We start from the raw sequence: 21,941 nt of genomic DNA on the forward strand, positions 1-21,941 counted from the left end.
GGAGGGGCAGTATGCGTCATAAATTAAATTGGAAAGATTGGCTCATTCGTTTAGGCTTAATCTGGTTCTTGGTAACTTTCATCATTTATCCAAACTTTGATTTAGTAGTTAATGTATTTGTGAAAGGTGGGGAGTTTTCACTTGATGTCGTACAACGAGCTTTTAAATCTCAACGTGCGATTCAGAGTATTTTTAACAGTTTCAAGTTAGCATTCTCACTAATTATAACTGTTAATGTTGTTGGTGTACTTTGTGTATTGTTTACAGAATATTTTGATATTAAAGGAGCTAAAATATTAAAACTAGGATACATGACGTCACTAATCTACGGTGGAGTAGTTTTGGCTACTGGTTATAAATTCGTTTATGGACCATATGGAATGATTACCAAATTTTTACAAAGTATTATTCCATCTTTAGATCCTAACTGGTTTATTGGTTATGGTGCAGTTCTATTTATTATGACATTTTCTGGTACTGCTAATCACACCTTATTCCTAACCAATACAATTCGAAGTGTAGACTATCATACTATTGAAGCTGCACGTAATATGGGTGCCAAACCATTTACAGTGTTTAGAAAAGTAGTATTGCCAACTCTAATTCCTACTTTATTCGCTCTGACAATTATGGTTTTTCTAAGTGGGTTATCAGCAGTAGCAGCACCTATGATTGTTGGTGGGAAAGAATTCCAAACTATTAACCCAATGATCATAACATTTGCTGGAATGGGAAATTCTCGTGACTTAGCCGCCTTTCTAGCAATTATTTTGGGTATTGCCACTACGATTTTGCTTACTATTATGAACAAGATCGAAAAAGGCGGAAATTATATTTCTATTTCTAAAACGAAAGCACCTTTGAAAAAACAAAAAATCACATCTAAACCATGGAATATCATTGCACATATTGTTGCTTATGCTTTGTTCACTGTTTTCATGTTACCATTGATTTTCATTGTATTGTATTCATTTACTGACCCAGTTGCAATACAGTCAGGAAACTTATCATTATCAAACTTTACTCTTGATAATTACAGATTGTTCTTTAGTAATAGTGTTGCGTTTTCTCCATTCCTAGTCAGCTTTATATATTCTATCATTGCAGCAACTACTGCAACAGTTCTTGCTGTTGTGTTTGCGCGAGTAGTTCGTAAACATAAAACTCGATTTGATTTCTTGTTCGAATACGGAGCTCTTCTTCCTTGGCTATTACCAAGTACACTTCTAGCAGTTAGTTTATTGTTCACTTTCAACCAACCTCAACTTTTAGTCTTTAACCAGATTCTAGTTGGTAGTTTAGTAATTTTGCTAATCGCTTATATTGTTGTAAAAATTCCATTCTCTTATAGAATGGTACGTGCAATCTTATTTAGTGTTGATGATGAGATGGAGGATGCTGCTAGAAGTATGGGGGCTTCACCATTTTACACAATGATGAAGGTTATTATTCCTTTCATCTTGCCGGTAGTTCTTTCTGTTATCGCACTCAACTTTAACTCTTTATTGACCGATTTCGATTTATCTGTATTCCTTTATCATCCATTGGCTCAACCATTAGGTATTACGATTCGTTCTGCAGGTGATGAAACAGCAACATCTAATGCACAAGCTCTTGTATTTGTTTATACAATTGTTCTAATGATTATTTCAGGAACTGTATTGTACTTCACACAGAGACCGCGTGGTAAGAAAAGGAAATAGTAATGCAATCATCCAGCATTGGACTATCATACATTGAAATTATTATTAGAGTCGTGTTATCTTTGGTCATTGGAAGTATTATTGGCTTAGAAAGAGGAAGTAAATCTCAACCAGCAGGTATTCGTACACATAGTATCGTTTGTATGGCTGCTTGTTTGATTATGATGACTAATGAATTTGTATCTTATAAGTTTGGAACAGGAGATCCGACACGTTTAGGTGCTCAAGTTATTTCTGGTGTTGGTTTTCTTGGAGCTGGAACAATTCTTATCACAGATAAAAAGAAGGTTACTGGTCTGACAACTGCAGCAGGAATCTGGGCTTCTGCAGGAATAGGTTTAGCTATTGGAGTAGGTTTTTATGAAGGTGCTCTGTTAGTAGCTATTTCTGTGTGGAGTGTGATTTCTATGTTTCAGCCTTTAAAAAAATATCTTCAAAGTCGTTCAAAAGTTATTGAATTATATATTGTAGTTAAATCTACTGAGGCATATAATCGAGTATTAGTTTATTGTGCAGAAAATGGAATTCGATTGAATGATTCAAGAACTGCTTTTGGAGATGTTAATTCTGAAAGAATTGAATATTTTGATGTTCCAGACAAAAGAATAGCATCATTTATGACTCTAGAACTTTCAGGTAAGTTTGAACATCTTAAACTAATGGAAGAAATAGCAAATATTGTTGGTGTTATTTATGTCGAAGAAGTTAGTTGATATAGAATAAACAAAGGGGCAGTTATTCTTGTCCCTTTGTTTTTTAGGTGATAATTGACTCGAAATTATTTGCAAAGTATAAGGATAAACATAAATGAAGGTATATAATATTAATTTTGACTGTGGAAGAATAACGTATTTTGAATATAATTCTTTAGTGCAAGTATATAGATTTCATTCTTTTTATGATGTTTGTGAAATTGTATTTTCGTCTTCTTTACCAGCTGATGATATATTAGCAAAAGTTATTGTTAAGGAAAAGATTATTCCGATCTTAGACTGCTATGTCCAAATGTTATTAGATACTTTTATAGTTTCAATGGATTTTACCGAAAATGATTTTTTATATTTTCGTGGTAAGTTATTTTCATACAAGTTTATCAGTTGTGAAGTAGAAAAAATTGTAAAGAATAAAAATTTTAATTGTCAATGTTATTTTTTTGAATCGAAAGAATAGAGTATAAAATAGAAAATTTTGAAATTAAAGTTTTTGTTAAGATACATTAAAATGTTTTACTAAATTCTCTTGTTAAAAAAAGTAAATATTGTATAATGATATTAGATAAATCATAAATGGAGGACTAAAGTGAAAAATTTAAACGGTAAAAAGGTAACTATTTATGATATTGCGAATTTATCAGGTTTTTCTCCAAAAACTGTTTCACGTGTTATTAACGGTGGTGAAAAGGTAAAAGAAGAAACTTATCGAGCTATTCAAAAAGTCATTGATGAGTTGTCGTATGTTCCAAATGCATATGCAAAAAATTTGACTAAGAAAGAAACTACAAATATTTTGATTTCCGTTAAAAAGATTGATTCTTTTCCCTTGATTTGGTTTCAAACTTTACTAGATAGAGTTCTACAAACTTGTAAAGAGTTTGGTGTAAACGCTATTGTTGAATACTTTGGTGAAGAAGATACGATTAGGAATTCAATAATTTCAAGTACAGGAAGCTTAATAGATGGAGTAATAGTATTTTATGAAAGTAAAGACGATATTCGGATTAATTATTTACAGAAGAATAATATGCCTTTTATAGTTTTTGGAGAATCTCGAACACCTGATGTTGTTTATGTATCTAATAACAATTTTCAAGCCACTTATGATATGATGGAATTAGTAACAAAAGAGAATATTAAAAGTATGTTGTTACTTATGGGAGGGGAATCTCTTGTTAATAAGGATCGTGAAAAAGGTATTCGTACTTTTTTGACTGATAAAAATTATTTAATGGATTTGCAAGTTATTTATGGCTTAACTACAATTGATTCAGTTTATTCATATGCTATAAATAATTTATCTAATCAAAATCATCCGGATATGATATTTGTTTCTGGGGATGAGAAGGTTCAAGGGCTGATTCGTGCGTGCTATGAGAAGGGGATTACCATTCCTGATGATATTTCAATAATTGGATTCGATAATATTCCTATTTCGCAATATTATACTCCAGCTCTGTCTACTATTTCTCCTAATTATGCTATGTTAGCCCAAAAAATGATAGAAGGTGTTTTAGCAATTATTAAAGGGGAAAGTGTCACATCTGTTGAAGTTTCTCCTAAATTTGTTAGGAGACAGAGTTTCTAGTATTGTTTAATTCTTGAAAATCCTAGTGGAAAAGATGGAGTGTTCTAAAATAAGTTCTGTTTAGCCTCCATTTAGTTTCTAATGAGTTGTTTAGTCGCTTTTCATTATAGATGATATGGGACTTTTTTCTACAACAAAATAGGCTCCATAATATCCATAGGGGGCATTTTTAGAAATGTAAAGAAAAAAAAGAAAATTCAAAGTGTTTGTTTATAGGCAATCATCACAAGTTAGTTTTTTTAAATAAGTTAGTATTTTTGGAATTTTTGACCAAAGTGTGACCAAAAGTCAATGAATATAGAATAAAGTAGATCAGGAAACTGGTCTATTTATTTTGTAATTATTAATGAACAGTATTTTTTAAGTTTATAATATTCAGTTTAAGTTAAATAGTTGTAATTATAGTATATAAGTTTTTCTTTGTTAATGTTATAATATAAAGTATATAAAGCTATTTTTCGAGGTGCGGATTTGGCAAATAATAGAAAAATTGAGACATTAGGTGTTTCATATCTGTCGACATTTATAGATAAGCATGAGTTACTTCAATCTTATTTTGATAGAAATGATAAAACTCCAGTGTGGGATGGAGAAATTCATGTTCTTAAATCATCGAGTGAGAAGAAAGACGAAATATTAGGTAAAGTACCTGTTCAGATTAAAACCACTAGACAGAAAAAAGATGTGTTAAAATCCTTTCCATTAGATGCTAGAGATTTAGAATTATATAAATCAAATGGCGGCGTAGTTTTATTTGTAGTTTGGTTGAGTGAGAATAATGACTTACGAGAAATCTATTATAAATCATTGCCTCCTTTTTCTATAAAAGATTTGCTCAAAAAAAGTAAATTAAAAAATAAATCTACAAATAGTAAGAAACTGTCCATACAGATATTTAAACTAGATGAAAAAAAGATGTATCCAATGTTAGTGGATTTTATAAATAATAGTCAGAGACAGTATAGCTTCATAAATACTGATGGTATCTCAGTTGAAGATATCTCTGACGATAATAATCTTAAATTCTATTTTTATGGACAAGGAAAAGGAGAGATATTTAACTATCAGAAAGAACACGATCTCTTCATTTATTATAAAGATCCTTTAACTGGTATTGAAATACCACTTGAAAATACAATAAAGGTTGTCGAAACTTACGAGGAAACTGATTTAATTATTACAATTGGAGATTTTACTTTTCAAGATGTAAAAAGACATCGATTCCCTGATGGGAGTGTACAACTACATTTTGGTGAATGCTTTAAAATGTCCTTTGATGTAAATAAAAAAATATTTAAATTTAATTATACAAGGTCTAATATGCTCTCAAAAGCCATGGAGTGTACGGAGGTACTTCAAGAGCTAGGAAGAGTAGGATATTTCAATCTCAATGGAAATAAAATAGAACTAGATAATCAGTCAATATCGGATATTACTTCACGGAATTTAGATAGCGATATAAAGGATTTGAGACAGATTTCTAACTTCTTGGAAAATATGGGTGTACAAAAGGATCTTGATCTAAACTACTTTGATAAACAATCTCAAAAAAATCTAAATATCCTTAATTCAGGTCTTGTTCTAAAGAAGAAGGTTGCCTTAGATTATAATGAATCTAAATTACTTCATCTAAGAATTGCTAATATCCATATTATTGCCTTATATAATTTTACAATAGATAAGAACGGAACTATGATTGATATCTTTACTGAAATTCCCTGGTGTAGGAGAGGTGAGGGTAAAGATTCTTCAGATATTTCAATTTTTGAAGTTTTTGAACCTAACGATTGGCTAAAAATAGATAATTGTAATTTTGATTCGGTTATTGCCTCATATCAAAGATTAGTTGATAATGACTTGAAATTTGAAGATGCTAATAACACTATTATAAAAATAGTTATTGCTGCTGACATGGCAGAAGATGTTTCTAGAAGAGAGTTATTGCTTAATTGGGCACAATGTCTTTCTAATTGGAACTTAAAATACTCCCAAAATAGTGAGATAGCTATAATAAATGACCTTCAAATAAAATCTAGAGTTCGTAAATTAAACAGCAAAGAAATGGAGATTCTAAGCAATATTTTAGTAAATAGTAATGATAACTATGAACTTTGTTTCGGTTCATCAGTGTTATTAAAATCGAAACCGCAAGCTGATTTGTTTTGGAATAAACTGGATAACGAGACAAAAGAAAGATATAAAGACTTTCCTATTTATACTTTGTATATGAAATTATCGTAAAATTAAAAGAGATTATAAAGAGATAAAATATGGAAATAAAGAGGGTGATTTATTATAATTCAGTACCACAATTAAGGAAGCAATACCTATTTTTGCACTCTCAAGATTTAAGTAACTGTAAAACTGCAATTTAATTTATTGATTTACCCTCATTGTGATATGTTCATACTAAAAACCGCTCTGCTGAGAGGTTTTCGTCTATTCTTACCTTTTTACAGTACCCACGTACGGATAGCATGGGCTACGCCAGATTCGTCGTTTGTTTTGGTGATGTATTTGGCAATTTTTTTGAGTTCAGGATTTCCATTTTCCATGACAACGGGGTTTCCAACGACTTCCAGCATGGCACGGTCATTTTCTTCGTCCCCAATCGCCATGGTTTCATCTTTGGTTAATCCTAGTTTTTCAGCCAAGTGAGTGATGGCTGAACCCTTGTCTACATTCTTTTTAAGGAGCTCTAGGTAGAAAGGAGCAGATTTGTTGATAGAGTAGCGTTCGTAAAATTCTGCTGGAATCTTTTCAATCGCAGCATCGAGAATTTCTGGTTCATCGATGAACATACACTTGACAATTTCCTTGTCAGCCATTTCCTCAGGTGTACGGTAGAAAATAGGCATGCTGACGAGGGTTGATTCGTGTACTGTGTATTTTCCGATATTGCGATTGGCAGTGTAGATACCATCCTTGGTAATGGCGTGCATGTGGACACCGAGCTTGCGACTGAGGAATTCCATATCCAGATAATCCTCATAAGTCAAGGATTCGCTGATAATCTCATGGCCAGTAGCAGTTTCTTGGACAAGGGCACCGTTGAAGGTTACAACATAGTCACCTTCGTCTCTCAACTGCAAGTCGTCCAGAAGTTTGGCAACACCTGCGATGGGACGGCCCGTTGCAATTACAACTTTGACACCGGTTTGTTTGGCTTCTTGGATGGCAGAAAAGACTTCAGGAGTGATCTCCTTTTTACTGTTGACTAGGGTACCATCGATATCGACGGCGATTAGTTTAATACTCATATATTTCCTCTATTAGTTCTTAGTTGGGGTAAAATGATCGTTCTCAATCAAGTGTAAAAATTGCTGGGTGATACTTGCGAATATGCTATTTTGATCTAACATTTCTTTTGGGAAATAGAAACGATTATCTCCGTGGCGGCTGCCAGCAAGGGATTGGACGATAGGAGACAGGCTAGAGAGTTCTGCCAGTTCTCCATTTTTTTGTAAAATCTCAATCTGAGTCCGTGGATTTTCAGATTCGGGACGATAGATATCATAAGGGAGGTCAAAGTTCTTATGAATAGCAGTGTAGTAGTTTGGATCAAAACCGATTTCTTCAACCAGTTGTCTCATGGTTGCGAGTTGGTCTTGGTCTTCTTGTGAAAAGGTAATGGATTTAAAGACCTTGCGGTTGACAAAGCGTTGCGACAAGTCTGCTAGTATCTTGTCAGGGCTGGTCATCCAGAGCTGGAAGTAGGTATTCATCACTCCATCATCTAGAGCCAGATAGTCAGACAAGGCCACATTTTTTTCAAAGAAAGGCAGGAGGTGTGGAGAAGTTCGTGCAAAGAAGTCCTTGTCCTCAGGGTAGAGTTCCTTGGCACGTTTGAGGAGATTCTGCAGGAGAACTTCCATGGCGCGTGTTGCTGGGTGAAAATAAACCTGCATATACATCTGGTAGCGACTGAGAACATAGTCTTCGATGGCATGCATGCCATTGCGCTGAAAGGCGATGCCATTTTCGACAGGACGAATGACTCGGAGGATACGAGTCAAGTCAAATTCCCCATAAGATGCTCCTGTAAAATAAGAGTCGCGCAAGAGATAGTCCATACGATCTGCATCAATCTGGCTAGAAATGAGCTGCACGACCTGCTTGTTAGGATAGGTATGGTCGATGACACTGGCCACCTTTTTTGGGAAATCTGGCGCTACTTGAAGCAGGACTCGGTGAATCTCTGTCTCAGGACTTTGGATGATTTCCTGAGTGATAGCCTCATGATCTGTATCAAAGAGATTTTCAAAAGTATGCGAGTAGGCACCATGCCCAAGGTCATGTAGGAGAGCAGCGGTCATGGTCAAGAGAGACTCAGCAGGATCCCATTCTTCAGGATATTTTTCTTCAAAAATCTCCGTGATACGTCGTGCAATCTCATAGACCCCCAAACAGTGGGAGAAGCGGCTGTGCTCCCCACCGTGGAAGGTATAACTGGAAGTTCCTAGTTGCTTAATACGGCGCAAGCGTTGAAATTCTTTTGTATTGATCAAGTCATAGATGACCTGGTTGTTTACATGGATATAGTTGTGAACTGGGTCACGGAATACTTTTTCGTTCATATGACCATTATAGCAAAATCCTGCTCTTTTTGGTAAAATAGTAGGACAAGAGACAAGAAAGAGGACCTGATGTGAAGATTCGGATGCGAAATACGATTCAGTTTGATGAACAGTTGGAAGTCATAGACCAACTCTATGACGTGGAAGTGCGTGAAAAAGGGGATTATAGCTATTTACTTTTCTACAATGAAGAAAAGGAAAAAGTGGTTCTCAAGTTTCATGGTAAGGAACTGGTGATGACCCGTTTCTCGAGTCCAAAGACCATCATGCGCTTTCTAAAGGATAGTGATAGTTTGGCCTATATTTCTACTCCAATGGGGATGCAGGAGTTTATCATTCAGACGAGTCACTACAAACTGGATGGGCAAAAGATTGAGTTAGTCTATCAACTGCAAAATCAAGAGGGACACCCTTTTGCCAGCTATCAATTAGAAATTAGCTGGGGATAAGAAAAAGGTTGGCGAGAGCCAACCTTATTTGATATAGAGTTCTTGGTTTTTTAGGACAATTTCACGAACACTTGCGAACTTCTTGAGTTTTTTAAGTTCTTCAGGATGGGTTACGAGAGTAATAACATAGCCCTCTTTGCCCATGCGACCTGTACGGCCAGCACGGTGAGTGTAAGTTTCGATATCTCTAGGGACATCAAAGTTTACGACACATTCTAGGCTATCGATATCAATTCCACGTGCCAGAAGGTCTGTTGCAAGGAGAAGAGTTAGTTGTTTGTCCTTAAACTTTTCCAAGATAACTTTTCGAAATTTAACATTGACATCACTAGCAAGGGAAACAGCCAAGATATCCCGATACTGTAGTTTTTCCTCTGCGCTTCCAAGGTCTGATAGGCTGTTAAAGAATACCAGACTACGAAAATCCTCTACATGAGCCAGTTTTCGTAGCATATCCACTCGGTGACGTTGGTCTACCTGCATGTAGAAATGCTGAATGTTGTCCAGTTTTTGATCAGAGAGATCAATGGTGCGCGTGTTTGGAGCAATCTTTTCTTGGTCAAACTTGGTCGTCGCACTCATGTAGATGAGTTGGTGGTCACGAGGTGCATAGTGAGTGATTTTCTCGACAAAGTGAATCTGAGAATCATCAAGCAATTGGTCAAATTCATCCAGAATGATGGTTTCCACATTCATCATCTTGATTTTTTTCAATTTAATTAGTTCAAAGATACGGCCAGGGGTTCCTATCAGAATTTCTGGTCCTTTTTTGAGGCGTTCAATCTGGCGTTTCTGACTCGAACCTGATAAGAAGAGCTGAGCAGTCAAGCCAATAGCCTCTGCCCACGTTTTGCATACATCAAAAATCTGTCCAGCAAGCTCCGTATTTGGTGCTAGAATCAAGAGTTGCTGGGCTTTTTTCTTTTGTAGTCTGAGAAGACTTGGAAGTAAATAAGCTAGCGTCTTACCAGTTCCTGTTGGGCTCACTCCCAGTAGGTTTTCTCCAGCAAGTATAGGCTCAAATAGTTGAGTTTGAATGGGGGTGAATTCTTGGAAACCGAACTGGTCGCTCAGTTCTTGCCATTCAGTCGGTAGTTTGGTTTTCATTTTTCTGCCTCAAATCTAATGCCAGCAGTCTGGCGCATAGTGTATAGTAGCTCATGAACAGAACCTGCATCATCCAGCCAGTTCTGGTAAAGTTTCTGGTCTGGTTGCTGGATCATGTGTGCAAATGCAGTGACTTCCTCAGTCATTGTATGAGGAGCCTGTTGGATAGGGAGTTGAACTTGATTTCCTCGGTGGTTAGTAAAAATAGCTGAGCGGACATGTTCAATCGTGTTGAGGGTCAAGGTTCCATCCGCTGTATAAATCTCACAAGGAAGATTGGAAGTGATGTTTTTTCCAGCCTTGATATGAACTTGAAAGTCAGGGTAGAAGAGGATACCGTCTCCATTTAGGTCAATGCTATTGCTAAGTTGTTGGGCCTGATAGGTCGCGTCCTTAGCTTCTCCAAAGAGACGAACAGCAGCGTAGACAGGATAAATCCCCAAATCCATAAGGGCTCCACCGGCAAAACGATCTGAAAAGACATTTGGCGTCTGCCCAGCCAACAAGTTCGGCATCTTGGAAGAATACTTGGCATAGTTGAAATCTGCGCCTAAGATTTGCTTGTCTGCCAAAAAATTCTTGATAGTGGTAAAGGCTTCCTCGTGGTAATTACGAGCTGCCTCAAAGATAAAACAGTGATTTTTCTCAGCTGTCTGTCTCAAATTCAGCCATTCTTGTGGCTGAGTGACAGCTGGCTTTTCAAGAATGACGTGCTTACCAGCAGACAAGGCAGCCTTGGCTTGAACAAAATGCAAGGAGTTTGGACTGGCGATATAGACCACATCAAAGGAAGACTTAAAGAAGTCTTCTAATTGATCAAAGAGTTGGATATTTTCATAGCGAGAAGCAAAGGTTGCGGCAGTTTCTAGTTTTCTAGAATAGACTGCGACCAGCTGGTATTCTCCGCTAGCATGGGCTGCTTCTATGAAGTGATGACTGATAGCACTAGTTCCGATGACACCTAATTTAAGCATAAATACTCCTTTTCCGACTTCAAATCCTTCCTTCATTATAACATAGAAAAGAAGGACTATCCAACAGATGGTAAAAATTTTCAAATGGACTACGAATTTCTCAAAGAAAGTGGTACAATATTTAGATAAGTAGATGAAATGAGAAGGGGGAGAAAATGAGATTATTACCAATAAGAAAAATATCACGTCAGTCTAAAAGGCTAGCGCTTTTTTTGACTTTTTGCGCAGGATATGTTGATGCCTATACCTTTATCGTGCGAGGAAATACCCTTGTGGCAGGACAGACTGGAAATGTAGTTTTTCTATCAGTGGGACTCATTCAACATAATGTGTCAGATGCCAGTGCCAAAGTAATGACCTTGATTTCCTTTATGATGGGGGTCTTTTTACTGACAGTTTATAAGGAAAAATTGAGAATTGTGAAAAAGCCAATTTTGTCATTGATACCACTCGCGATCTTATCCATAATCATTGGGTTTGTTCCCTTGACAGTTGACAATATCTATCTAGTACCGCCTTTAGCCTTTTGTATGGGACTGGTAACAACTGCTTTTGGAGAAGTTTCGGGTATTGCCTATAATAACGCTTTTATGACGGGGAATATCAAACGAACCATGTTGGCTTTTGGAGATTATTTTCGGACTAAGCATACACCTTTCCTACGAGAGGGCTTGATTTTTGTTAGCTTGCTTAGCAGTTTTGTCTTTGGAGTTGTTTTTTCAGCTTATCTGACGATTTACTATCAGGAGAAGACAATTTTAGGTATTCCTCTTATGATGAGTATCTTTTACTTCAGTATGTTTTTTGCTTCTTGGAGGAAGAAAGGGAAAGAAAAAGCTTAAATTTGATTGATTTTACTTGTAAGAAAAAAGAAGATATGCTATACTTGAAGAGTTGACTATGCACAGTCCTGTGCAACCGCACGAACATCGTTGCTCGTCGTATACAAAATTAAAACTTTGTTATACTTAGAGCTCATCTTTTAAGTGGTTCGTCCCACGATGCTAGGCGAGTCTTCACAAAATACGGGGAAACCCTAAAAATCATAGGAGGTGCATAATGAGCACATACGCAATTATCAAAACTGGCGGAAAACAAGTTAAAGTTGAAGTTGGTCAAGCAGTTTACGTTGAAAAATTGAACGTTGAAGCTGGTCAAGAAGTTACTTTTAACGAAGTTGTTCTTGTTGGTGGTGAAAACACTGTTGTCGGAACTCCACTTGTTGCTGGAGCTACTGTAGTTGGAACTGTTGAAAAACAAGGAAAACAAAAGAAAGTTGTTACTTACAAGTACAAACCTAAAAAAGGTAGCCACCGTAAACAAGGTCACCGTCAACCATATACAAAAGTTGTCATCAACGCAATCAACGCTTAATTTTAAGGAGAACACATGATACAAGCAGTCTTTGAGAGAGCCGAAGATGGCGAGCTGAGGAGTGCGGAAATTACTGGACACGCCGAGAGTGGCGAATACGGCTTAGATGTCGTGTGTGCATCGGTTTCTACGCTTGCCATTAACTTTATCAATTCCATTGAGAAATTTGCAGGCTATGAACCAATCTTAGAATTAAACGAAGATGAAGGTGGCTATCTAAAGGTTGAAATACCAGCGGATCTTCCTTCGCACCAGAGAGAAATGACCCAGTTATTCTTCGAATCATTTTTCTTAGGTATGGCAAACTTATCGGAGAACTCTTCTGAGTTCGTCCAAACCAGAGTTATCACAGAAAACTAACACGGAGGAAAACATTATGTTAAAAATGACTCTTAACAACTTGCAACTTTTCGCCCACAAAAAAGGTGGAGGTTCTACATCAAACGGACGTGATTCACAAGCGAAACGTCTTGGAGCTAAAGCAGCTGACGGGCAAACTGTAACAGGTGGATCAATCCTTTACCGTCAACGTGGTACACACATCTACCCAGGTGTAAACGTTGGACGTGGTGGAGACGATACTTTGTTCGCTAAAGTTGAAGGCGTAGTACGCTTTGAACGTAAAGGTCGCGATAAAAAGCAGGTTTCTGTTTACCCAATCGCAAAATAAAAAGGTCCAGTGAACCTTTTTATCCCGAGCCTTGAAATGTAAAGGCGAGGAAGCTAGAAGTAGCATTAAATAAGGCTTTCCGAGTTTTCGGAGAGCCTATTTTTTATTTTGGTACCCATCAATTTATTAAGCCTAGTATAGTTAGATTTTATGATGAATATTCTTTTTCCTTTGTGGAAAATTTCTGAAATATGGTATAATGAACAGATAGAGAAGTTGGGGGTAAAAGATGAACATTCAACAATTACGCTATGTTGTGGCTATTGCGAATAGTGGTACTTTCCGTGAAGCTGCTGAAAAGATGTATGTTAGTCAACCAAGTCTGTCTATTTCTGTGCGCGATTTGGAAAAAGAGCTAGGTTTTAAGATTTTCCGTCGGACGAGTTCAGGGACTTTCTTGACCCGTCGTGGTATGGAATTTTACGAAAAAGCGCAGGAATTGGTCAAAGGATTTGATGTTTTTCAAAATCAATATGCCAATCCTGAGGAAGAAAAAGATGAATTCTCTATTGCTAGCCAGCACTATGACTTCTTGCCACCAACTATTACGGCTTTTTCAGAGCGCTATCCTGACTATAAGAACTTCCGTATTTTTGAGTCTACTACAGTTCAAATCTTAGACGAAGTAGCTCAGGGTCACAGTGAGATTGGGATCATCTACCTCAACAATCAAAATAAAAAGGGCATCATGCAACGGGTTGAAAAGTTGGGCTTGGAAGTTATTGAACTGATTCCTTTCCAGACTCACATCTATCTGCGTGAAGGACATCCTTTAGCAAAGAAAGAGGAACTGGTCATGGAGGATTTAGCGGATCTACCAACAGTTCGCTTTACTCAGGAAAAGGACGAGTACCTTTACTATTCAGAGAACTTTGTCGATACCAGCGCGAGCTCGCAGATGTTCAATGTGACGGACCGTGCTACCTTGAATGGTATTTTAGAGCGGACAGATGCCTATGCGACTGGGTCTGGATTTTTGGATAGCGACAGTGTCAATGGCATTACAGTTATTCGTCTCAGGGATAATCTAGACAACCGCATGGTCTATGTCAAACGGGAAGAAGTTGAGCTTAGTCAAGCTGGGACACTCTTCGTTGAGGTTATGCAAGAATATTTTGATCAGAAGAGGAAATCATGAAAAAAAGAGGGATAGTAGCAGTGATTGTACTGCTTTTGATTGGGCTGGATCAGTGGGTTAAAGCCTATGTCGTCCAACAGATACCTTTGGGTGAAGTTCGCTCTTGGATACCCAGTCTCGTTAGCTTGACCTATCTGCAAAATCGTGGGGCAGCTTTTTCCATGCTGCAAGACCAGCAGTGGTTATTTGCTGTCATTACCTTGGTTGTCATGGCAGGTGCCATATGGTATCTACATAAGCACATGGAGGACTCTCTCTGGCAGGTCTTTGGACTGACTTTGATAATCGCGGGAGGTCTAGGCAACTTTATTGACAGAATAAGTCAAGGTTTTGTGGTGGATATGTTTCACCTAGACTTTATCAATTTTGCGATTTTCAATGTTGCTGACAGCTATTTGACAGTTGGGGTGATTGTTCTATTGATTGCAATGCTTAAAGAGGAAGTAAATGGAAATAAAAATTGAAAGAGGTGGGGTGCGCTTGGATAAGGCTTTGTCAGATTTGACAGAATTGTCACGCAGTCTCGCTAATGAACAAATCAAGGCTGGACAAGTTTTGGTCAATGGCCAAGCCAAGAAAGCTAAATACACTGTCCAAGAGGGGGATGTCATCACCTATCATGTGCCAGAACCAGAGGTTTTGGAGTATGTTGCTGAGGAACTTACTCTGGAAATTATCTACCAAGATGAGGACGTCGCCGTTGTCAACAAGCCTCAGGGTATGGTGGTTCATCCCAGCGCCGGTCATACCAGTGGAACCTTGGTCAATGCCCTCATGTACCATATCAAGGACTTGTCAGGTATCAATGGGGTTCTCCGTCCAGGAATCGTCCACCGCATTGACAAGGATACGTCTGGTCTCCTCATGATTGCTAAAAATGATGAGGCCCACTTGGCACTTGCCCAAGAGCTCAAGGATAAAAAGTCTCTCCGCAAATACTGGGCGATTGTTCATGGTAATCTTCCCAATGATCGTGGTGTGATTGAAGCTCCGATTGGTCGTAGTGAAAAAGATCGTAAGAAACAGGCAGTGACTGCTAAAGGGAAGCCAGCAGTGACTCGTTTTCAAGTCTTGGAACGCTTTGGAGATTATAGTTTGCTAGAGTTGCAACTGGAAACAGGGCGTACTCACCAAATCCGTGTTCATATGGCTTATATTGGCCATCCAGTCGCTGGTGATGAAGTCTATGGTCCTCGTAAGACTTTGAAAGGACATGGACAGTTTCTCCATGCAAAGACTCTAGGTTTTACCCATCCGAGGACAGGTGAAACCTTGGAGTTCACAGCAGATATTCCAGAGATTTTTAAAGAAACGCTGGAAAGATTGCGTAAAATTGAGAATAGATAAAAGAGTTGAGAAGTTTTGTCTCAACCTTTTTTATTTCAAGTCTTTTCTATTTTAAAGTATTCATGTTATAATGGATAAATATGAAGAATCGGAGTGAGAATATGAACTACAAACGAATCGTCTTTAAGGTGGGGACTTCATCCTTGACAAATGAAGACGGGAGTTTATCAAGAAGTAAAGTAAAGGTAATTACCCAACAATTAGCTATGTTGCATGAAGCTGGGCATGAGTTGATTTTGGTGTCATCTGGGGCAGTAGCGGCCGGCTTTGGAGCTTTGGGATTTAAAAAACGTCCGACCAAGATCGCTGATAAGCAGGCTTCGGCTGCAGTAGGACAAGGTTTGCTCCTAGAAGAATACACAACTAACCTCCTCATGCGCCAAATCGTCTCCGCGCAAATCTTGCTGACACAGGATGATTTTGTAGATAAACGTCGTTATAAGAACGCCCATCAGGCCTTGTCTGTATTGCTTCATCGTGGTGCCATTCCTATCATCAACGAGAATGACAGTGTCGTTATTGATGAGCTCAAGGTGGGAGACAATGATACTCTGAGTGCTCAGGTAGCGGCTATGGTGCAGGCAGACCTTTTGGTTCTCTTGACGGATGTAGACGGTCTCTATACCGGAAATCCCAACTCAGATCCAAGAGCTAAACGTCTTGAGAAAATCGAGACTATCAATCGTGAGATTATTGATATGGCTGGTGGAGCAGGTTCGTCAAACGGTACCGGGGGTATGCTGACAAAAATCAAAGCTGCAACTATTGCGACGGAGTCGGGTGTGCCAGTCTATATTTGCTCCTCCTTGAAATCAGATGCCTTGATTGAGGCAGCGGAGGAGACCAAGGATGGTTCCTTCTTTGTTGCGCAAGAGAAGGGACTTCGTACCCAGAAACAATGGCTGGCTTTCTATGCTCAAAGTCAGGGAACGATTTGGGTAGATGGTGGAGCTGCAGAGGCACTTTCAAAAAACGGGAAAAGTCTCCTTTTATCGGGTGTGGTAGAAGTGGAAGGAAACTTCTCTTACCACGATATTGTCACAGTTGCTGATAGGGAAACAGGTCAATCTCTTGGAAAGGGACGTGTTCAATTTGGTGTCTCAGCCCTAGAAGATATGCTTCGTTCCCAAAAAGCCAAGGGAGTCTTGATTCACCGAGATGACTGGATTTCCATCACTCCTGAAATCCAGCTGCTCTTTACAGAATTTTAGAGGTGAACGATGGTAAGTACACAAGAACAATTTGAACAGGTACAGGCTGTTAAAAAATCAATCAATACTGCCAGTGAAGCAGTGAAAAACCAAGCCTTGCTAGCCATGGCAGATCATTTATTGGTAGCTACTGAGGAGATTTTAGTGGCCAATGCCCTCGATATGGCAGCGGCCAAGGGGAAAATCTCAGATGTTATGCTAGATCGTCTTTATTTGGATGCAGGACGTATAGAAGCGATGGCAAGAGGAATTCGTGAAGTGGTTGCTTTACCAGATCCTATCGGTGAAGTCCTAGAAACAAGTCAGCTTGAAAATGGCTTGGTTATTACTAAGAAGCGTGTGGCCATGGGTGTTATCGGTATTATCTATGAAAGCCGTCCAAATGTGACATCGGATGCGGCTGCCTTGGCTCTCAAGAGTGGAAATGCAGTCGTTCTTCGTAGTGGCAAAGATGCCTATCAAACTGCCCATGCTATTGTCACAGCCTTGAAGAAGGGCCTGGAGGCGACTACCATTCATCCTGATGTGATTCAACTAGTGGAAGATACCAGTCGAGAAAGTAGCTATGCTATGATGAAGGCCAAGGGTTATCTTGACCTTCTCATTCCTCGTGGAGGAGCTGGCTTGATCAATGCCGTGGTTGAAAATGCCATCGTACCTGTTATCGAGACAGGAACTGGAATTGTCCATGTCTATGTGGACAAGGATGCCGATGAAGACAAGGCTCTGTCTATCATCAACAATGCTAAAACCAGTCGTCCTTCTGTTTGCAATGCTATGGAGGTTTTGCTGGTTCATGAAGACAAGGCAGCGGATTTCCTTCCTCGCTTGGAGCAAGTTCTGGTTACAAGTCGGAAAGAAGCTGGGCTGGAACCAATTCAATTCCGCCTAGACAGCAAAGCAAGCCAGTTTCTTTCAGGTCAAGCAGCTGAGGTCCAAGACTTTGACACCGAGTTTTTAGACTATATCTTAGCGGTTAAGGTCGTGAGCAGTTTAGAAGAAGCGGTTGAGCATATTGAAGCCCACAGTACCCATCATTCGGACGCCATTGTGACAGAAAATGTTGAAGCTGCGGCTTACTTTACAGATCAAGTGGACTCTGCAGCGGTTTATGTCAATGCTTCAACGCGTTTCACTGATGGAGGCCAGTTTGGTCTTGGATGCGAAATGGGGATTTCTACTCAAAAATTGCATGCGCGTGGGCCAATGGGCTTGAAAGAGTTGACCAGCTACAAGTATGTGGTTACTGGTAACGGACAGATAAGGGAGTAAGAGATGAAGATTGGATTTATCGGTTTGGGGAATATGGGTTCTAGCTTGGCTAAGGCTGTCTTGCAGGCCAAGACGGGTCAACAGATTCTCCTTGCCAATCGCAGTCAAGCTAAAGTAGATGCTTTTATCGCCAACTTCGGCGGTCAGGCTTCCAGCAATGAAGAAATTTTTGCAGAAGCAGATGTAATCTTTCTAGGAGTTAAGCCGGCTCAGTTTTCTGAATTGCTTGCTCAATATCAGACCATCCTTGAAAAACGAGAAAGTCTTCTTTTGATTTCTATGGCGGCTGGATTGACCTTGGAAAAACTAGCCAGACTTCTACCGAGTCACCACCGAATTATTCGCATCATGCCCAATACTCCAGTGGCTATCGGCCAAGGAGTGATTAGTTATGCCATGTCAGCAAACTGTCGTGCTGAGGACAGTGAACTCTTTTGTCAATTATTAGCCAAGGCTGGTCTCTTGGTTGAGATGGGAGATAGTTTAATCGATGCGGCGACAGGTCTCGCAGGTTGTGGACCAGCTTTTGTCTATCTCTTTATCGAGGCTTTAGCAGATGCGGGTGTACAGACAGCATTGCCACGAGAAATAGCTTTGAAAATGGCAGCCCAGACTGTAGTCGGAGCTGGACAAATGGTCCTCGAAAGTCAACAACATCCTGGAGTATTGAAAGACCAAGTTTGTAGCCCAGGAGGTTCGACTATCGCTGGTGTAGCAAGTCTGGAAGAACATGCCTTTAGAGGCACAGTCATGGACGCAGTTCATCAAGCCTATAAACGAACACAAGAACTAGGTAAATAAGAGGTTGGATGACTCCCAGCCTCTTTTATGGTCGGTTGAATGGAGAAGAAGCAAAAAGATTGTCACAAAAACCTATTTTTTTGATAGAATAGAAGGTAGAAAAAAAGAAATGAGTTAGACATGTCAAAAGGATTTTTAGTCTCGCTTGAGGGACCAGAGGGAGCAGGGAAGACCAGTGTTTTAGAGGCTTTGCTCCCAATTTTAGAGGAAAAAGGAGTAGAGGTGCTGACGACCCGTGAGCCAGGTGGAGTCTTGATTGGAGAGAAGATTCGGGAAGTGATTTTAGATCCAAGTCATACTCAGATGGATCCTAAAACGGAACTCCTTCTCTATATCGCCAGTCGTAGACAGCACTTGGTGGAAAAAGTTCTTCCAGCTCTTGGAGATGGTAGGTTGGTCATTATGGACCGTTTCATCGATAGTTCTGTTGCCTATCAGGGATTTGGTCGTGGCTTGGATATTGATGCCATTGATTGGCTCAATCACTTTGCGACAGATGGCCTCAAACCCGATTTGACACTTTATTTTGACATTGAGGTGGAAGAAGGGCTGGCTCGCATTGCTGCTAATAGTGACCGCGAGGTCAATCGTTTGGACATGGAAGGCTTAGACTTGCACAAAAAAGTTCGTAAAGGCTACCTTTCTCTTCTGGACAAAGAAGGAAATCGCATGGTCAAGATTGATGCGAGTCTTCCTTTGGAGCAAGTTGTGGAAACAACCAAGGCTGTCTTATTTGACAGAATGGGCTTGGCTAAATGAAACAAGAACAACTAAAAGCTTGGCAGCCAGACCAGTTTGACCGCTTTGTCCGTATCCTAGAACAAAACCAGCTCAATCATGCCTATCTCTTTTCAGGTTTCTTTGGAAGCTTGGAAATGGCGCAGTTTTTGGCTAAGAGTCTTTTTTGTACGGATAAAGTAGGCGTTTTACCATGTGAGAATTGCCGAAACTGCAAGCTGATTGAACAGGAAGAATTTCCCGATGTTACTTTAATCAAGCCAGTCAATCAGGTCATCAAGACAGAACGCATTCGGGAATTGGTGGGACAGTTTTCTCAAGCAGGGATTGAAAGTCAACAACAGGTTTTTATTATCGAGCAGGCGGAGAAAATGCATCCCAACGCAGCCAATTCTCTGCTCAAGGTCATCGAAGAACCCCAGAGTGAAGTTTACATTTTCTTCTTGACCAGAGATGAGGAAAAGATATTACCGACCATCCGAAGTCGGACGCAGATTTTCCACTTTAAAAAGCAAGAAGAAAAGCTCATCTTGCTCTTAGAACAAATGGGACTGGTTAAGAAAAAGGCGACTCTTTTAGCCCAGTTTTGTCAGTCACGAGCTGAAGCAGAAAAGTTGGCTAATCAGGCAAGTTTTTGGATCTTGGTCGATGAAAGTGAACGCCTACTGACCTGGTTATTAACTAAGAAAAAAGAAAGTTATCTGCAGGTTGCTAAATTAGCTAACTTAACAGATGACAAGGAAAAACAGGATCAGGTTTTACGGATTCTTGAAGTCCTCTGTGGACAAGATATCTTGCAAGCAAGAGTACGGGTGATTCTACAAGATTTGCTAGAAGCTAGAAAAATGTGGCAAGCCAATGTCAGCTTTCAAAATGCCATGGAATATCTGGTCTTAAAAGAAATGTAAACTCAAAAATAAACGATAAAGAAAGGAAAGGGCTGGTTTATGGACAAGAAAGAATTATTTGATGCGCTAGACGATTTTTCCCAACAGTTATTGGTGACCTTGGCCGATGTGGAAGCCATCAAGAAAAATCTCAAGAGCCTAGTAGAGGAAAATACAGCTCTTCGCTTGGAAAATAGTAAGTTGCGCGAACGCTTGGGCGAGGTGGAAGCAGATACCCCCGTCAAGGCTAAGCATGTTCGTGAAAGCGTCCGCCGAATCTATAAAGACGGGTTTCACGTATGTAATGATTTTTATGGACAACGCCGAGAGCAGGACGAAGAATGTATGTTCTGTGACGAGTTGTTATACAGGGAGTAAGCATGCAGATTCAAAAAAGTTTTAAGGGGCAAACTCCCTATGGCAAGCTTTACCTAGTAGCAACGCCGATTGGCAATCTAGATGACATGACCTTTCGTGCCATCCAGACTCTAAAAGAGGTGGACTGGATTGCGGCTGAGGACACGCGCAATACCGGTCTTTTGCTCAAGCATTTTGACATTTCGACCAAGCAGATTAGTTTTCATGAGCATAATGCCAAGGAAAAGATTCCTGATTTGATTGGTTTTCTGAAAGCAGGGCAAAGTATTGCTCAGGTATCCGATGCGGGTCTGCCTAGTATCTCGGACCCTGGTCATGATTTGGTCAAGGCAGCTATTGAGGAAGAAATCGCAGTTGTTACCGTTCCGGGTGCCTCTGCAGGGATTTCTGCCTTGATTGCCAGTGGCCTAGCGCCGCAACCACATATTTTTTACGGCTTTTTACCAAGAAAATCAGGCCAGCAAAAGCAATTTCTCGACTCAAAAAAAGACTATCCTGAAACACAAATTTTCTATGAATCACCTCATCGTGTGGCAGATACATTGGAAAATATGCTAGAAGTCTACGGTGACCGCTCGGTAGTCTTGGTCAGGGAATTGACTAAAATCTATGAAGAATACCAACGAGGAAAGATTTCAGAGCTGCTAGAAAGCATCGCTGAAACGCCACTCAAGGGCGAATGCCTTCTCATCATTGAGGGTGCCAGTCAGGATGTGGAGGAAAAGGACGAGGAGGACTTGTTTTCAGAAATCCAATCTCGTATCCAGCAAGGCATGAAGAAAAATCAAGCCATTAAGGAAGTCGCAAAGATATATCAGTGGAATAAAAGCCAGCTTTACGCTGCCTACCACGACTGGGAAGAAAATCAAGAAAGTGATTAAACAGGGAAGTTTGCCTTCTTCCCTTTTTTTGTTATACTAGTAAAAGAAAATTTAGAAAGATTTGTGGGTGTCAAATAGTCTAGTAGCTTGTTTTTATTTGGACTTGGTTTCCACCCAAAGAGGTATTAGTGTC

Annotated in this window: 24 protein-coding genes, 1 pseudogene and 1 other annotated feature; of the genes and pseudogenes, 20 read left to right on the plus strand and 5 right to left on the minus strand. The window is 39.4% G+C overall.

Going from position 1 to position 21,941, the window contains the following annotated elements; genetic code table 11:
- Nucleotides 1-11 precede the first annotated feature (11 nt).
- The 5 genes from E2R31_RS04725 to E2R31_RS04745 all read left to right on the plus strand — a co-directional run bounded on the left by E2R31_RS04725 (nucleotide 12) and on the right by E2R31_RS04745 (nucleotide 6,245).
- Entirely contained in the window at nucleotides 12-1,703 is a 1,692-nt protein-coding gene (locus tag E2R31_RS04725; RefSeq protein ID WP_084973843.1) for an ABC transporter permease, read from the plus strand.
- 2 nt (nucleotides 1,704-1,705) lie between these two features.
- Nucleotides 1,706-2,416, plus strand: coding sequence for an MgtC/SapB family protein (locus tag E2R31_RS04730; RefSeq protein WP_084973841.1), 711 nt, complete (start codon nucleotides 1,706-1,708; stop codon nucleotides 2,414-2,416).
- A gap of 94 nt (nucleotides 2,417-2,510) precedes the next feature.
- The gene (locus E2R31_RS04735) at nucleotides 2,511-2,873 is read left to right on the plus strand and encodes a hypothetical protein (RefSeq protein WP_084973839.1); all 363 of its coding nucleotides are present in this window, start codon (nucleotides 2,511-2,513) and stop codon (nucleotides 2,871-2,873) included.
- Nucleotides 2,874-3,002: 129 nt separating this feature from the next.
- The gene (locus tag E2R31_RS04740) at nucleotides 3,003-4,004 is read left to right on the plus strand and encodes a LacI family DNA-binding transcriptional regulator (RefSeq protein ID WP_084973837.1); all 1,002 of its coding nucleotides are present in this window, start codon (nucleotides 3,003-3,005) and stop codon (nucleotides 4,002-4,004) included.
- Nucleotides 4,005-4,475: 471 nt separating this feature from the next.
- A complete protein-coding gene (locus E2R31_RS04745; RefSeq protein WP_132973111.1) occupies nucleotides 4,476-6,245 on the plus strand; it encodes a DUF4365 domain-containing protein in 1,770 nt (589 codons plus the stop codon).
- Between the two features lie 212 nt (nucleotides 6,246-6,457).
- Here the strand turns inward: E2R31_RS04745 and yidA are convergent, their stop codons facing one another.
- Both yidA and E2R31_RS04755 read right to left on the minus strand, forming a co-directional pair.
- Nucleotides 6,458-7,264, minus strand: a complete 807-nt coding sequence (gene yidA, locus E2R31_RS04750) for a sugar-phosphatase (protein WP_132973113.1) — start codon at nucleotides 7,262-7,264, stop codon at nucleotides 6,458-6,460.
- Between the two features lie 12 nt (nucleotides 7,265-7,276).
- Complete coding sequence (locus E2R31_RS04755; protein WP_132973115.1) at nucleotides 7,277-8,581, minus strand: HD domain-containing protein; 1,305 nt, start codon at nucleotides 8,579-8,581, stop codon at nucleotides 7,277-7,279.
- A gap of 71 nt (nucleotides 8,582-8,652) precedes the next feature.
- On the opposite strand from E2R31_RS04755, the gene E2R31_RS04760 reads away from it, so the two are divergent.
- On the plus strand, nucleotides 8,653-9,030 hold the full coding sequence (locus E2R31_RS04760; protein ID WP_132973117.1) for a YwiB family protein: 378 nt from the start codon (nucleotides 8,653-8,655) through the stop codon (nucleotides 9,028-9,030).
- 24 nt (nucleotides 9,031-9,054) lie between these two features.
- Here E2R31_RS04760 and E2R31_RS04765 read toward each other — a convergent pair whose 3' ends face one another.
- Complete coding sequence (locus tag E2R31_RS04765; RefSeq protein ID WP_132973119.1) at nucleotides 9,055-10,137, minus strand: DEAD/DEAH box helicase; 1,083 nt, start codon at nucleotides 10,135-10,137, stop codon at nucleotides 9,055-9,057.
- Nucleotides 10,134-11,111, minus strand: coding sequence for a Gfo/Idh/MocA family protein (locus tag E2R31_RS04770; protein WP_132973121.1), 978 nt, complete (start codon nucleotides 11,109-11,111; stop codon nucleotides 10,134-10,136). Before E2R31_RS04770 ends, E2R31_RS04765 begins: the two co-directional genes overlap by 4 nt.
- A 155-nt stretch (nucleotides 11,112-11,266) precedes the next feature.
- Between E2R31_RS04770 and E2R31_RS04775 the strand changes: the two genes are divergently transcribed.
- The 4 genes from E2R31_RS04775 to rpmA all read left to right on the plus strand — a co-directional run bounded on the left by E2R31_RS04775 (nucleotide 11,267) and on the right by rpmA (nucleotide 13,155).
- Nucleotides 11,267-11,953, plus strand: coding sequence for a YoaK family protein (locus E2R31_RS04775; protein ID WP_132973123.1), 687 nt, complete (start codon nucleotides 11,267-11,269; stop codon nucleotides 11,951-11,953).
- A gap of 64 nt (nucleotides 11,954-12,017) precedes the next feature.
- Nucleotides 12,018-12,137: a sequence feature (ribosomal protein L21 leader region), on the plus strand.
- Nucleotides 12,138-12,170: 33 nt separating this feature from the next.
- The gene (gene rplU, locus E2R31_RS04785; protein ID WP_000109141.1) at nucleotides 12,171-12,485 is read left to right on the plus strand and encodes a 50S ribosomal protein L21; all 315 of its coding nucleotides are present in this window, start codon (nucleotides 12,171-12,173) and stop codon (nucleotides 12,483-12,485) included.
- 15 nt (nucleotides 12,486-12,500) lie between these two features.
- A complete protein-coding gene (locus E2R31_RS04790) occupies nucleotides 12,501-12,845 on the plus strand; it encodes a ribosomal-processing cysteine protease Prp (RefSeq protein ID WP_000613697.1) in 345 nt (114 codons plus the stop codon).
- 16 nt (nucleotides 12,846-12,861) lie between these two features.
- Nucleotides 12,862-13,155 (plus strand): 50S ribosomal protein L27, encoded by a 294-nt coding sequence (gene rpmA / locus E2R31_RS04795; protein WP_000916509.1) that lies wholly within the window; start codon nucleotides 12,862-12,864, stop codon nucleotides 13,153-13,155.
- Nucleotides 13,156-13,317: 162 nt separating this feature from the next.
- Here the strand turns inward: rpmA and E2R31_RS09975 are convergent.
- Nucleotides 13,318-13,392, minus strand: a pseudogene (locus E2R31_RS09975) (AraC family transcriptional regulator); the annotation flags it as partial.
- Here E2R31_RS09975 and E2R31_RS04800 point away from each other — a divergent pair.
- The 10 genes from E2R31_RS04800 (at nucleotide 13,385) to rsmI (ending at nucleotide 21,808) form a co-directional block, all read left to right on the plus strand.
- Nucleotides 13,385-14,293, plus strand: coding sequence for a LysR family transcriptional regulator (locus E2R31_RS04800; protein WP_132973125.1), 909 nt, complete (start codon nucleotides 13,385-13,387; stop codon nucleotides 14,291-14,293). The pseudogene E2R31_RS09975 and the gene E2R31_RS04800 sit on opposite strands and share 8 nt — an antisense overlap.
- Complete coding sequence (gene lspA, locus E2R31_RS04805; protein WP_132973127.1) at nucleotides 14,290-14,757, plus strand: signal peptidase II; 468 nt, start codon at nucleotides 14,290-14,292, stop codon at nucleotides 14,755-14,757. Before E2R31_RS04800 ends, lspA begins: the two co-directional genes overlap by 4 nt.
- On the plus strand, nucleotides 14,741-15,640 hold the full coding sequence (locus E2R31_RS04810; RefSeq protein ID WP_132973129.1) for an RluA family pseudouridine synthase: 900 nt from the start codon (nucleotides 14,741-14,743) through the stop codon (nucleotides 15,638-15,640). The genes lspA and E2R31_RS04810 overlap by 17 nt, the downstream gene beginning before the upstream one ends.
- 101 nt (nucleotides 15,641-15,741) lie before the next feature.
- Entirely contained in the window at nucleotides 15,742-16,851 is a 1,110-nt protein-coding gene (gene proB, locus E2R31_RS04815) for a glutamate 5-kinase (RefSeq protein WP_243701291.1), read from the plus strand.
- Between the two features lie 9 nt (nucleotides 16,852-16,860).
- Entirely contained in the window at nucleotides 16,861-18,123 is a 1,263-nt protein-coding gene (locus tag E2R31_RS04820) for a glutamate-5-semialdehyde dehydrogenase (protein ID WP_132973133.1), read from the plus strand.
- Nucleotides 18,124-18,126: 3 nt separating this feature from the next.
- Nucleotides 18,127-18,924 carry a pyrroline-5-carboxylate reductase gene (gene proC / locus E2R31_RS04825; RefSeq protein WP_132973135.1) on the plus strand — a complete coding sequence of 266 codons (798 nt, stop codon included), beginning with the start codon at nucleotides 18,127-18,129 and terminating at the stop codon, nucleotides 18,922-18,924.
- Nucleotides 18,925-19,044: 120 nt separating this feature from the next.
- Complete coding sequence (gene tmk / locus E2R31_RS04830; protein WP_132973137.1) at nucleotides 19,045-19,683, plus strand: dTMP kinase; 639 nt, start codon at nucleotides 19,045-19,047, stop codon at nucleotides 19,681-19,683.
- Entirely contained in the window at nucleotides 19,680-20,570 is an 891-nt protein-coding gene (locus tag E2R31_RS04835) for a DNA polymerase III subunit delta' (RefSeq protein ID WP_132973139.1), read from the plus strand. The genes tmk and E2R31_RS04835 overlap by 4 nt, the downstream gene beginning before the upstream one ends.
- Nucleotides 20,571-20,609: 39 nt before the next feature.
- Nucleotides 20,610-20,927 (plus strand): DNA replication initiation control protein YabA, encoded by a 318-nt coding sequence (yabA, locus tag E2R31_RS04840; RefSeq protein ID WP_000358229.1) that lies wholly within the window; start codon nucleotides 20,610-20,612, stop codon nucleotides 20,925-20,927.
- Nucleotides 20,928-20,929: 2 nt separating this feature from the next.
- The gene (gene rsmI / locus E2R31_RS04845) at nucleotides 20,930-21,808 is read left to right on the plus strand and encodes a 16S rRNA (cytidine(1402)-2'-O)-methyltransferase (RefSeq protein WP_132973141.1); all 879 of its coding nucleotides are present in this window, start codon (nucleotides 20,930-20,932) and stop codon (nucleotides 21,806-21,808) included.
- Nucleotides 21,809-21,941: the final 133 nt, after the last annotated feature.

The sequence above is a fragment of the Streptococcus downii genome, assembly GCF_004353325.1.
Lineage (GTDB): Bacteria > Bacillota > Bacilli > Lactobacillales > Streptococcaceae > Streptococcus > Streptococcus downii.

Coding starts and splice junctions, on each gene's coding strand:
- E2R31_RS04725 (WP_084973843.1), top strand. CDS start 12: ATGCGTCATAAATTAAATTGGAAAGATTGGCTCATTCGTTTAGGCTTA.
- E2R31_RS04730 (WP_084973841.1), top strand. CDS start 1,706: ATGCAATCATCCAGCATTGGACTATCATACATTGAAATTATTATTAGA.
- E2R31_RS04735 (WP_084973839.1), top strand. CDS start 2,511: ATGAAGGTATATAATATTAATTTTGACTGTGGAAGAATAACGTATTTT.
- yidA (WP_132973113.1), bottom strand. CDS start 7,264: ATGAGTATTAAACTAATCGCCGTCGATATCGATGGTACCCTAGTCAAC.
- E2R31_RS04755 (WP_132973115.1), bottom strand. CDS start 8,581: ATGAACGAAAAAGTATTCCGTGACCCAGTTCACAACTATATCCATGTA.
- E2R31_RS04765 (WP_132973119.1), bottom strand. CDS start 10,137: ATGAAAACCAAACTACCGACTGAATGGCAAGAACTGAGCGACCAGTTC.
- E2R31_RS04770 (WP_132973121.1), bottom strand. CDS start 11,111: ATGCTTAAATTAGGTGTCATCGGAACTAGTGCTATCAGTCATCACTTC.
- E2R31_RS04775 (WP_132973123.1), top strand. CDS start 11,267: ATGAGATTATTACCAATAAGAAAAATATCACGTCAGTCTAAAAGGCTA.
- rplU (WP_000109141.1), top strand. CDS start 12,171: ATGAGCACATACGCAATTATCAAAACTGGCGGAAAACAAGTTAAAGTT.
- E2R31_RS04790 (WP_000613697.1), top strand. CDS start 12,501: ATGATACAAGCAGTCTTTGAGAGAGCCGAAGATGGCGAGCTGAGGAGT.
- rpmA (WP_000916509.1), top strand. CDS start 12,862: ATGTTAAAAATGACTCTTAACAACTTGCAACTTTTCGCCCACAAAAAA.
- E2R31_RS04800 (WP_132973125.1), top strand. CDS start 13,385: ATGAACATTCAACAATTACGCTATGTTGTGGCTATTGCGAATAGTGGT.
- lspA (WP_132973127.1), top strand. CDS start 14,290: ATGAAAAAAAGAGGGATAGTAGCAGTGATTGTACTGCTTTTGATTGGG.
- E2R31_RS04810 (WP_132973129.1), top strand. CDS start 14,741: ATGGAAATAAAAATTGAAAGAGGTGGGGTGCGCTTGGATAAGGCTTTG.
- proB (WP_243701291.1), top strand. CDS start 15,742: ATGAACTACAAACGAATCGTCTTTAAGGTGGGGACTTCATCCTTGACA.
- E2R31_RS04820 (WP_132973133.1), top strand. CDS start 16,861: ATGGTAAGTACACAAGAACAATTTGAACAGGTACAGGCTGTTAAAAAA.
- proC (WP_132973135.1), top strand. CDS start 18,127: ATGAAGATTGGATTTATCGGTTTGGGGAATATGGGTTCTAGCTTGGCT.
- tmk (WP_132973137.1), top strand. CDS start 19,045: ATGTCAAAAGGATTTTTAGTCTCGCTTGAGGGACCAGAGGGAGCAGGG.
- E2R31_RS04835 (WP_132973139.1), top strand. CDS start 19,680: ATGAAACAAGAACAACTAAAAGCTTGGCAGCCAGACCAGTTTGACCGC.
- yabA (WP_000358229.1), top strand. CDS start 20,610: ATGGACAAGAAAGAATTATTTGATGCGCTAGACGATTTTTCCCAACAG.
- rsmI (WP_132973141.1), top strand. CDS start 20,930: ATGCAGATTCAAAAAAGTTTTAAGGGGCAAACTCCCTATGGCAAGCTT.